Raw genomic sequence first — 12,192 nt, 5'->3', positions numbered from 1 at the left:
TTCTTCACTGAAGAGAAGCCGGTTGTCACTGTCAGAATTGTTAATTATTCGGTCAATATAATGGGTGAAGTTCTCAGGCCGGGGAAATATGAATCAATGAGCGGCCGGATGACAATCTTAGATGGATTGGCAATGGCGGGCGATATGACTATTTACGGACGCAGAGATAATGTGAAAGTGCTAAGGGATGATGGAAATGGAGAGCTAATTATATACACGCTTAATCTGACTGATAAAAACATGTTTTATTCCCCCGCATTTTTTTTGGAGCAAAATGATGTTGTGTATGTCGAACCCAACAAGTCGAAGGCAAATTCTTCAAAATATGGAGCCGCTGAATCTTTCAGGATTTCTACTTTGTCGGTATTGATCTCTCTGATAACTATGACTACAACAATTTTCGGATTGTTGAGGTGAATATTTTATAACCACATTTATACTACAGCTTTACAATGTATAAATATTCTGAAGTTGAAGAGGAATTTTCGGCGCTTGCAGAAAAGAGGATCGATCTGATTGATATTATAATGAAATATCTGTCTTACTGGAAATGGTTTTTGCTCTCGATAATATTATCTCTGGCCATTGCAGTATCTTATATCTATATAACGTTGCCGAAATACAAGGTGGCGACTTCAATACTATTCAAAGACGACCAAAAAGGGGGGTTAACCGAGATGAACATCTTTAGAGAGATGGGGGTAGTAAACAGAAAAAACAATGTAGATAATGAGATAGAGATACTAAAAAAATCATTGATTGTAGAGAGTGTTGTCAGGAAGCTGAATCTGTATGTTACATATACAAAACTGAATCCATTTGAGTTTATTCATCAAACAGGAATTGATAAGGTTTTTCCAAAACTTACATATTTAAGATCGAAAGTAATTTACGGGAAACAATGCCCCATAATAATAGTGATCCCTGAAAATATTCTGAATAATATGACGAATAACATCGAATTAGATGTTCGGGTAAACAGTGACGGGCATTATCTTTTTTCAGGTATGCATGAAGGGAAAAAATATTATGTCGGTGGAACTTTTGCCAACAGTACCGCTAATCTGCCTTTTGGTGAAATAAATGTGTTAAAGGGTAATGCCGTTCCAGAAAAAAGCATGGTCATACGACTTCAGATAAACCATCCGGTGAATGTTGCCGATCAGTTTCTAAATGCCCTTGAGATAGAGCTGACATCGAAAACATCATCGGTAGCGAAACTTTCTCTGGAATGCATGAATGGTGAATTGGGAAGGGCCTTTTTAAAAGAATACATCGAGACATTTAATGAAAAGGTAATAAACGAGCAGATGGAGCTGGCTGAAAAAACAGCAATACTTATTGATAAACATCTCACAAAACTTAGCAATGAACTAAGCGAAATGGAGTCTCAGGTGCAGGATTACAAGCAGTCACAAGGGTTGACCGATATTTCTTCACAGGCTGATCTCTTTAATGTTCAGTCGGCAAATATGAGACAAAGGAAGATGGAGGTTGAATCGCAATATGCAATTGTATCTGATCTTAATAAATATGTACAGCAGAGGAACGATCATAATCAGCTTATACCTGCCAATCCGGGTATAAAAAGCGAGGTTTTGAATGCACAGATTAACGCGTATAACAATTTGGTGTTGGAGAGGAATAAACTAGCGCGCATAGCCTCTGGAAGCAACCAGTCGATGATAGACCTGAATAACAGGATTGAATCAACTTTCAACTCTGTTAAAACAGGACTGCAAAACGAGATGAATAACCTTGTTATACAGCAGCGCGATATCAATGCCTTATATTCTCAAAGCAATGCCAGGATACGGGCTATACCACGCCAGGAACGTGTCTATTCCGATATTATACGTCAGCAAAACATCAAAGAAGCGTTGTTCCTCTATCTTCTTCAGAAAAAAGAAGAGAGATATATGAATATGACTACTGGTGAACCTACTTCAAGGATTATTGATAATATACGTGTGTTGGGGATAGTTTCGCCAAACAAGAAAATTATCTTTTTTTTATTTTTTGTCATCGGATCAATATTTCCCGTAGTGGTTATTAAAATCAGAGATCTGCTAAGATACCAGATAGACACTAGGGAGGATATTGAAAAAATCTCTTCTATACCGGTACTTGGAGAGATACCAAAATCGGTTCAATCGCAGATAATTGCAGTGAAAGAAGACTGCAACGACAGTTTTAATGAAATGATAAGGCTGTTGAGGGCAAACCTTTTATTTGTTATTGAAGGTGATAATAAGGTTATAAACATATTGTCGGGAATAAGCGGTGACGGAAAAACGTTTGCTACTCTCAACCTGGGCATGAGCCTGGCACTACTTGATAAAAACGTGTTGATCATTGAGCTGGATATCAGAAAACCTAAGCTTGCCAAAATTCTTGGATTAGATAGCAAGAAAGGAGTTACACTTTATTTATCAGGTATTTTAGATAGAAATGAGCTTGTAAAACCTTCCGGTATTCATCCTAATTTGTATGTAATTACTGCTGGAGCGGTTCCTCCTAATCCTAATGAGATTTTGTCGAAATCAATGCTGGATGAGTTGATAAACAATTATAAGAGCGAATATGATTTCATATTTCTTGATACTGCACCGTTGGGGCAGGTATCAGACGGATTTGTATTGAACCGGCTTGCAGATGTGAACCTCTACGTTGCCCGTTCAGGATATACGCCTAAAAAATATATTGGCGATGCAGACAGGTTTTACCGTGAGAACAGGTTAAAGAAAATATATTTTGTGCTGAACTCTGTTAACATGAACTCAATGGAGTACAGATATGGATTTAGTAAAAAATATGGATATGGGTATTAATGAATAGTTCAATTGTCGCATATGTTATGAGTTCATATTAATTTTTCAATGAAGCTGGATATTATAGCTATATGCTAATTGGATGAACAGATGTAAAAGTTAAGCAAATAATATGTGATTCGATTATAAATTTCAGGCATAATGGAGCTCAATGGCGCAAACATAATTCAACTTCCTAAAAAATTTGACAGAAGGGGAAACCTTTCAGTCATAGAAGAGATAAAAAATATTCCATTTAAGATAAAGCGTACCTATTGGATTTATGATGTTCCGGGGGGAGAGGTACGAGGTGGACATGCATATAAGCGCAATCAGGAATTTATTGTAGCACTTTCAGGTAGTTTTGATGTGATTCTGGATAATGGGGAGGAGAGAAAAATATATACTCTCAACAGGTCATACTATGGCCTGTATGTACCAAAAGGAGTGTGGAGACAAATGCAAAATTTTTCGACCAATGCGTTAGCTCTCATACTTGCTTCCATCAAATTTGACATGAAAGACTATATTTATGATTATACTCTGTTTAAAGAACTGACAAAAGAACTAATAACCTGATAAATAATTCGAATGTATATTTTTTGGAGAGCATTCAATTACCGACATTTAAAGAATTATAATGAAAAGGACAAACATATACGACTGTTCAATAATTGAAATTGATAAACATCACAACGAGAAAGGGAATATAAGTGTGGTAGAGAACGGTAAAACCATACCCTTCAGAGTAAAGCGTGTTTATTACCTGTATGATGTACCCGGTGGTGAGTCAAGGGGCGGGCATGCGCATAAGAAACTACATCAGTTGATTGTTGCGGCCAGCGGAAGTTTTGATGTGACGGTTGATGATGGTGAATTAAAAAGGACCTTTACCATCAACAGGCCTTACAGAGGAGTGTTAATAGTGCCGGGCATTTGGAGAGAGCTGGATAACTTCTCTTCCGGTTCTGTTTGTCTGGTATTGGCATCGACTGAATATTCAGATGATGATTATATAAGAGATTACAAGCAATTTAAGGAGTATAAAAATAATTTGTCAAACAAGCGGGGTAAGCCGGAAACTTTAAAATAACAGGTGATGGTAATTATATTGTCTTGTATGTGAATGTTTTATATAAGATGAACAAGGTGTGGTTGAAAAACGGTTGACATGATAAAATTTCTTGATTTGCAGAAATTAACGCAGAAGTATTCTGCCGAAATACATCAGGCTGCTTCGCGTGTAATAGACTCGGGCTGGTATCTGCTGGGTGAAGAGACCGGTTTATTTGAAAAAAATTATGCTGAATATATTGGTACCGGATATTGTGTGGGTGTTGCCAACGGCCTCGATGCTTTAAGAATAATTTTACGTGCTTATATAGAGATGGGGGTGATGAGTGAAGGTGATGAAATTATTGTTCCAGCCAATACGTTTATCGCTTCTATTATAGCCATTACCGATAACCGGTTAGTGCCTGTTTTGGTTGAGCCGGATATAGGGAATTATCAGATTGACGACACGAAAATAGAGGCTGCTGTAACCCCAAAAACCAAGGGAATAATGATTGTTCATCTGTACGGACAGTGTGCATATACAAATAAAGTGGAGGAGCTATGCAAGAGGTACAACCTTAAATTAATAGAAGACAATGCACAGGCATGCGGTTGTAAGTTCAACGGCAACAGAACCGGTTCTTTGGGCGATGCAGCAGGACACAGCTTTTACCCTGGAAAAAATCTGGGAGCTCTTGGTGATGGCGGGGCAGTAACAACCAACGATGAGTACTTAGCAGAAAAAGTGAGGACTCTTGCCAATTACGGTTCTCGAAAGAAATACATATTTGAGTATCACGGTTATAACAGTCGATTGGATGAAATTCAGGCTGCTATCCTAAATGTGAAACTAATTCATCTGGATAAAGATAATCAAAGGCGAAAAGAGATAGCCCAATACTATCTCGATTGCATAACTCAGCCGGAAGTTATTCTACCCGTGATAAACGACTGGGATGCCCATGTTTTTCATCTTTTTGTCGTTCGTTCGGAACGCCGCGACGAATTGATTCAATTTATGAATAGCCTGGGTGTTCAAGCGCTTATACACTATCCGGTTCCACCTCATAAGCAAAAGGCTTACGAAGAGTGGAACAGTCTCTGTTTCCCGATTACTGAAAAAATACACAGAGAGGTTGTAAGCTTGCCAATCAGCCAGGTGATAACGGATGAAGAGGCAGATACTGTTGTTAATGCAATTAATGCTTTTCATTAGAAAACATAATCAGTATAAATGAAATGACAGAAAAGGAAAATTCATACTGGAAGATCATTCAAAAGGTTATGCAACGAATAAAAAAGATACAGATGAATTTAAAAGAGACTCCTTTGGTCTCGGTAGTGCTCGTCACGTATAACAGTGCCCAATACGTTATAGAGACACTGGAAAGCATTAAAGCCCAGACATGGCAGCAAATAGAATTGATTGTATCTGACGATTGCTCCACCGATAAGACAGCAGAGTTATGTTCGAATTGGATAGATTGTAATAAAGGCCGTTTTAGTAAAACGAAAATGATTACCGTTTTACAAAACAGCGGTATTCCGGCTAACTGCAACCGCGGTTTAAGAGCTGCGCAGGGAGAATGGGTTAAAATAATTTCTGGAGATGATATACTTATAAAAAATTGTATTTCTGACAATATGGAATATGTAAGACGCTTCCCTGATGCCTCTTTCGTTGTTTCAGATATTCGCGAAATAGATGAAAATGGTGTTTTAATACATGAACGGGTCGTGAATGAGGGATTGTCTTTTTTTGTTAATATTCCGTCAGCCGGGAAGCAGCTTAAGGCATATTCACGCTGGCCTGCGTTTTTGAATTCACCAACTTTTTTCTACAGGAGAGAGGTAATGGAGCTGGTGGGGTATTGCGATGAGGAGTTCCGGATATATGAAGATATGGTTACTATTTTCAAAGTTACGGAAAAAGGGATAAAGGTGCATTACTTGAACAAGGCTACAGTTGATTACAGGATTCACCGCGACTCTATTTCTAGATGCATGAAAGCAGAAATGTTGCGTGAAAATGAGGCTTTAGAAATTTTCAGGAAATACCGGAGAAGAAACCTGAGTATTTTTAATCCCCTCGACATGTCGGTCTGTTACGAGAGCTGGTTGCAGTTTAAGTATAAGGGGATTAAGGGTTGGAAAGGAAACTCTATTTTACGAAAATTCAGCCTTTTCTACTGGTATGTGAGGTTTTATGGTGTAAAATCATATTAATGTAAAGATAATAGTATGCGCGTTCTGTGGATTACACATGATCTATTTGAAGTGTTCCTCCCTTTTGTCAAGGGCAAACCCACTAAAGGGGGATCATGGATTGCACCGCTGTTTTATTCAATTCAGAAAAAAACAAATATAACGCTGGGGTCAGTTACCCCGGTGATAGGCGGTAAGCAACAAAAACAGATAATAGATGATGTAACATATTATTCTGTCGGTATCGATAAAAACGAAAATAAGACAAAGATGAACAAGAGGCTGGTAAACAGTTACATGTCTGCAATTGATGATTTTAAGCCTGATATTGTTCATGTGCACGGGACAGAAAATAATTTTGGCCTTTTGCGTAAATACATTGATGCGAATATAGCTGTTGTTTGTTCCATACAGGGGATAATTACTCCCTGTCTTGACTATTTAAAACAGAGTGTTTCGTCAATCAATATCGGGAAATACAGATCAATAAAAAACAGGATGGGTCGTGGAGGAGTAAATAGTAGCATAAGAAAATGGGAAAAATACAGTGATATTGAAAAAGATATATTCAAATTAAATCATTACTTTATTGGCAGAACCACCTGGGATAAAGCCTGTTTAATGGAGTTTAATGAAAAAGCTGAATTTTTTCACGGGGAAGAGCTCTTGCGTTCACCGTTTTACAGTTCTTCGTGGAGTATTGACCAGTGTGAACGATACAGAATATTTGTATCTTCCGCAGCATATCCGCTGAAAGGGTTTCATGTTTTGCTGCATGCATTAGCTATATTGAAAAAGCGTTACTCACATGTAAAAGTTGTAGCACCGCTTTCATCAATTGATCAAATGTCATCAAGAGTGAAGGATTTTATGATGGCCGAGGATTATGACAATTATATCAAGAGTGAAATAAAAAAATTAAAATTAGAGGATAATGTCATTTTTCAAAAAAAATTAAGCGCCGGGGAGATGGCAATTCAATATTGTAAAGCACATGTTTTTGTACTTCCTTCCTTTATCGAAAATAGCCCTAATTCATTAGGAGAAAGCATGATGATTGGAACCCCCTCTGTTGTAGCCCCGGTAGGTGGTGTGATTTCCATTGTAAGCGACAATGAGAGCTCGTTGTTATTTCCTTGTGGTGATCACGCTTCCCTGGCTTTTCAAATCGGCAGAATTTTTGATGACGATAATCTTGCGGTGAAAATTAGTAATAATGCCAGGGAGATAGCCCGGAGACGCCATGATGTGCAAAAAGTCACCGATCAATATTTATCAATTTATTCCGAAATAATAAAACTCCATTATGAAAGTAGTACAAATACTCCACGAACTTAAATTCTCAGGAGCAGAGATAATGTATGTCGATGCAGCTCCTTTTTTCAGGGAAAAAGGGTGTGATCTGACAGTTATGGCCACAGCACCTGTAGTGGGTGAATACTCTGTTCATTTTGAGAACGCGGGTTATAAGGTGGTCCATAATCCTTATCCTGCCAGGAGAAATTATTTGTCACGCCTGCTTTATTGGGCCTCCTTTACCAGTTTCATCAAGAAAGAAAAATTTGATGTAATTCATATTCATACAAGCGCGATAATGTGGGAAATAGCATTTTGTTCATGGTTGGCAGGAATACGTTCAGTGTTTACATTCCATAGTGTTTTTACTTCTCATTTTTACAGTTATCCGTTGCATCTGATACAGCGGTGGACAGCAAAAAAAATATTTGGCTGTAAGTTCCAAAGTATCAGTGATTCAGTGTATGAACATGAGTTGGAAAAATACCATAACAACACGATAAAAATTAATAACTGGTATGGGCTGAATCGTTTCTATCCGGCAGGCATTGAAGAGAAAAAACAGGTAAGGAGGGAGCTGAATATACCTGAGGAGGCACTTGTTTTAATCTCCATAGGCGAATGCAGTCCCATAAAAAGGCATTCTGACATTATAATGGCACTTCCAAGAATATGTTTATCACATCCTTCGGTACTATACCTTCATCTGGGCAAAGGGGACATGGAAGAAGTGGAAATTGAACTGGCCGCAGGATTAGGAGTGAGGAATAACGTTCGTTTTTGTGGAAATAGAAAAGAGGTAAGAATGTTTCTTGTAGCAGCTGATATATATGTGATGACCAGCAAATATGAAGGGATATCAATTACAACCATTGAAGCGATGGCATGTGGTGTACCTGCAATTTTGTATGACGTAGCCGGTTTGTGTGATTTCAATAAGACAGGAAAAAACTGCATGTTGATAGCTGAGGATTACAACCTGTTGGCGGAGACTGTGATTTATCTTTACACACATCCGGAACTTTCGCAATTACTATCACACAGGGCATTAGAGCTGGTGAAAAATAGCTACAACCTGAATAAAAATGCATCAGGAATTTATCAACTTTATTCAAATTAAAAGAAATAAACCTGTAAGAAAATATGAGGTGTTTTAAGTTAAAAAATGATATGGATAGTACTCTCATTGTACGGATTTTTATGCTCCTGTGTGAGTTTTATAATTGCATTTGCTACAGATTTGACTCGCATCCTTCCGTCCCCCCAGGGACTGGTATAAATTGGAATAACTGTAACAGCAACAGATTCTAAAGTCAAATAAATTACAATTCTTGTATGCGTATTTTATGGATCACAGTCGATGTTTTTGAGCTTTTCTTCCCCAAAGTAAAAGGCAGGACAACAAAAGGGCGATTTTGGATAGCACCATTGTTTTACAGTATTTATCATCAGGAAAATGTAAAGCTGGGAGCGGTAATCCCTATTGTTGACGGGAAAGAGCAGAAACAGGAGATTGAAAATGTTGCATACTACTCTGTCAATATCGGCAAAAAGGAGGTCATGACTAATATGAACAAAGGACTAATTGACAAGTATATAAATGCAATTAATGATTTTAACCCCGATATTATTCATGTACACGGTACGGAGATAAATTTTGGCCTGCTTCGCAAATATGTGGATGAAAGGATTCCCATTGTCTGTTCAATACAAGCTATTGTATCACCATGGCTTTCCTTTATGAAACAGAGTATGGCAGATGCAAGCGTGAAAAGGAGCAAGTCTTTAAAAATCATATTTGGAAGAGGCGGGGTGGATGGAGTATTAAAAAAATGGGAAAAATACCCGCTAATTGAAAAAGAAATTTTCAGGATAAACAAATATTTTATCGGCCGCACTTTATGGGACAAAGCATATGTTTACATCCACAACCCGAATGCATTATATTATCATGGTGAAGAGTTGTTACGCTTTCCTTTCTATAATACTCACTGGGACATCCGCTTTTGCGAAAAGCATAGAATCTTTGTCTCTTCTTCGGTTTATCCGTTAAATGGTTTTCATACACTTATAAAAGCTGCCGATATATTAAAAAATAAATATCCTGATATAAAACTGGTTGCCCCATTTTCATTAATACGGGAGAACTCTTCGAGATGTGTTGATCTATTTATATCGAAAGACTATGATATATTCCTGAAAAGAGAGATTGTTAGTCACGGTTTGGAAAGAAATGTAGTGCTGCTTAAAAATCTTAGTTCGGAAGAAATGGCCAATGAATATAAAAAAGCCCATCTCTTTGCTTTACCCTCCTTCCTTGAAAATAGCCCTTACTCGCTGGGAGAAGCAATGATGGTTGGAACCCCTTCTGTCGTTTCCTCTGTTGGTGGTGTGACTTCAATAGTAAAAGATGAAACAAGCGCACTATATTTTGCTCCGGGTGACTTTGTGATGATGGCATATCAGATTGACCGGTTGTTTTCGGATGATATGCTGGCATTAAAAATAAGTGAAAATGCGCGGATAATTGCAGAAAAAAGGCATAATGTGGAGGATATAATTGATCAGTATATGAGCATTTATACCGATATCATCTCTAATCACAATCATAATCATATTTTTTATGTTTAATATTTTCAAATAAAACTAAATGAGTACAGTGAATAAACAGATTGTCAGCCATGTTATTCCCGTTACCATATTTCTGATGACGGTTTATACGGTATTGCCCTTTTTGAAGCCAGGTGTTCCCATGGCCTCCTCTTTGAACAATACTGCTCTGTGGTGGGCAGTTTCAATATTCATACTGATTGTTTTCTTCCTTTCGAGGTTCTATTTTTTCGATAAAAAAAACGAGGATAATACACTTATTGTATGGATTTATCTTTTTTGGAATGCAGTGTGTATAGTAAGAGGAATATTTGTAGCCGAAATTTACTGGGATTGGAAAGCTTTGATTAGCAATGCCATGGCACTAATGTTGCCTGTCGTTATTTTTTCAGCTACTAACAAGATGGTGGTACAGTCGCTGCTCTCTTTTTATATGAAGTATGCCTTGCCCCTGTTCCTGATTTTTGCAATGATAATAAGAACCGATGCCTTTGGATTCTATCTGATTCCGGTCAGCTTTTTGTTGTTATTCTTGCCCGTGTTTACAAGGCGCCAGAAAATAATCCTGTTGATTGTTACGGCAGTGGTTTTTTTAGCCGATATGGGGGCGCGGAGCAATGTAATAAAGTTTGGATCTCCACTGTTAATACTGCTATTATATTATTTCAGGAAACAGCTTTCCCGTAAAGTCTTAGAAATAACCCGCGTTGCATTATTCACAGCTCCGCTGTTTCTTTTCATCATGGGTGTTGCAGGTATTTTCAATGTGTTTAATACCGATGAGTATGTACGGGGTACTTACTCTGCAATGGGTACCGACGAAGAGGGTAACAGAGTAGAAGTTAATGTAATGGCAGATACCAGGACATTTATTTATATTGAGGTGCTGAATTCAGCTGTAAACAACAACTATTGGTTGTTGGGACGCACACCGGCACGTGGAAATGATTCAGACACTTTTGGAGTAATTGAAGCCGAATTGACCGGCAGAGATGAGCGTTTGGCTAACGAAATAGGTTTAGCAAACGTGTTTACATGGACAGGCGTGGTGGGCGTGATACTTTATCTGCTTATTTTCTACAGAGCTTCATATCTTGCTGTAAACAAATCGGAGAATATATTCGCGAGTATGTTGGGTATTTACGTGGCTTTTCGATGGCTCTATTCATGGATAGAAGATGTAAATCAATTCAATATAAACTATTTTATTTTGATGATCATAATTGGATTGTGCTTTTCCGAATCGTTCAGGAAGATGTCAGATAAAGATATTTTAATTTGGGCTCGTGGTATGTTTGATGCCCGTTATATCAGGCTTCAACAATATCTGTTAAAAAAAAGAAAATATGAAACACCGGAATATAGCAGTATTGCTGACATGCCACAACAGAAAAGTTAAGACGCTTACCTGCCTCTCTTCGCTGTATAATGCAAATATACCAACCGGATATGTGCTGGATATCTTTCTTATCGATGATGGTTCTACTGACGGCACGGCAGAGGCTGTAATGTTGCTGTTCCCGGGTGTACACATGGCAAGAGGTGACGGAAAACTGTTCTGGGCTGGTGGCATGCGCCTGGCATGGGAAACAGCCATGGAAGAGAAGTCCTACGATGCCTATCTTCTTATAAATGATGATGTGAAACTCTATTCCGGTTTTTTCAACAATCTGCTAAAGGCTGAAGCCTATTCGATTTCAGTAACAGGTAAAGCCGGTATATATTCCGGAGCTACCGTGGATGAAAAGACCGGAATGGTATCTTACGGCGGCTACCGAGTAAAGGACAAAAAGATAGTTGTAAGGATGCAAATAGTTACACCTGTTGAACAACCTCAAAAGTGCGATGTAGTCAACGCCAACGTATTGTGGGTAAGTAAAGAGGTGGTGGATAGAATTGGAATTTTTGACTACCATTTCACTCATGGTATTGCCGACTTTGACTATTCTTTGCAGGCGCTTAAAAGAAGTATCCCAATATTTCTGGCACCTAATGTATGTGGCGTTTGTAACGATGACCATGGAAAAAACTGGTTGAGCTGTACAATACCACTAAAAGAGAGAATAGCTTATATGAAAAGTCCAAAGGGACTTGCCTATGACGAGTATATCTATTATATCAGAAAACATTTTCCGATGTTTTTGCCATACTCATTCATTATGCTGTGGATGAAAACGTTATTCCCATTTTTATGGGATTATTTTAAAAAATAATT

Annotated in this window: 11 protein-coding genes; all 11 read left to right on the top strand. The window is 38.0% G+C overall.

Annotation, left to right across the window (positions count from 1 at the left end; translation table 11 throughout):
• Positions 1-417 (top strand): polysaccharide biosynthesis/export family protein (locus tag B3B27_RS08585; protein ID WP_414703317.1); only part of this gene is annotated, 417 nt, incomplete at its 5' end.
• 35 nt (positions 418-452) lie between these two features.
• Positions 453-2,831, top strand: coding sequence for an exopolysaccharide transport family protein (locus tag B3B27_RS08580; RefSeq protein WP_286845237.1), 2,379 nt, complete (start codon positions 453-455; stop codon positions 2,829-2,831).
• Between the two features lie 141 nt (positions 2,832-2,972).
• Positions 2,973-3,389: a sugar 3,4-ketoisomerase gene (locus B3B27_RS08575; RefSeq protein WP_238866397.1), complete on the top strand. Its 417-nt coding sequence runs from the start codon at positions 2,973-2,975 to the stop codon at positions 3,387-3,389.
• Between the two features lie 61 nt (positions 3,390-3,450).
• The gene (locus B3B27_RS08570) at positions 3,451-3,903 is read left to right on the top strand and encodes a sugar 3,4-ketoisomerase (RefSeq protein WP_238866399.1); all 453 of its coding nucleotides are present in this window, start codon (positions 3,451-3,453) and stop codon (positions 3,901-3,903) included.
• A gap of 78 nt (positions 3,904-3,981) precedes the next feature.
• Positions 3,982-5,082 carry a DegT/DnrJ/EryC1/StrS family aminotransferase gene (locus B3B27_RS08565; protein ID WP_238866401.1) on the top strand — a complete coding sequence of 367 codons (1,101 nt, stop codon included), beginning with the start codon at positions 3,982-3,984 and terminating at the stop codon, positions 5,080-5,082.
• 23 nt (positions 5,083-5,105) lie between these two features.
• Positions 5,106-6,092, top strand: a complete 987-nt coding sequence (locus tag B3B27_RS08560) for a glycosyltransferase family 2 protein (protein WP_286845235.1) — start codon at positions 5,106-5,108, stop codon at positions 6,090-6,092.
• 15 nt (positions 6,093-6,107) lie between these two features.
• Complete coding sequence (locus tag B3B27_RS08555) at positions 6,108-7,409, top strand: glycosyltransferase family 4 protein (RefSeq protein WP_286847277.1); 1,302 nt, start codon at positions 6,108-6,110, stop codon at positions 7,407-7,409.
• Positions 7,378-8,487, top strand: coding sequence for a glycosyltransferase family 4 protein (locus B3B27_RS08550; protein WP_238866406.1), 1,110 nt, complete (start codon positions 7,378-7,380; stop codon positions 8,485-8,487). The genes B3B27_RS08555 and B3B27_RS08550 overlap by 32 nt, the downstream gene beginning before the upstream one ends.
• A gap of 215 nt (positions 8,488-8,702) precedes the next feature.
• Positions 8,703-9,998, top strand: a complete 1,296-nt coding sequence (locus B3B27_RS08545) for a glycosyltransferase family 4 protein (protein ID WP_238866407.1) — start codon at positions 8,703-8,705, stop codon at positions 9,996-9,998.
• Positions 9,999-10,017: 19 nt separating this feature from the next.
• Complete coding sequence (locus B3B27_RS08540; protein WP_238866408.1) at positions 10,018-11,376, top strand: hypothetical protein; 1,359 nt, start codon at positions 10,018-10,020, stop codon at positions 11,374-11,376.
• Positions 11,324-12,190: a glycosyltransferase family 2 protein gene (locus B3B27_RS08535; RefSeq protein ID WP_286834096.1), complete on the top strand. Its 867-nt coding sequence runs from the start codon at positions 11,324-11,326 to the stop codon at positions 12,188-12,190. The genes B3B27_RS08540 and B3B27_RS08535 overlap by 53 nt, the downstream gene beginning before the upstream one ends.
• The last annotated feature ends 2 nt before the right edge of the window (positions 12,191-12,192 follow it).

It is taken from the genome of Proteiniphilum sp. UBA5463 (assembly GCF_002427225.1).
In the GTDB taxonomy this organism is placed as follows: Bacteria; Bacteroidota; Bacteroidia; order Bacteroidales; family Dysgonomonadaceae; genus Proteiniphilum; species Proteiniphilum propionicum.
Note: the sequence above shows the minus strand (reverse complement) of the source record. Positions and strands in the feature narration are given on the sequence as shown.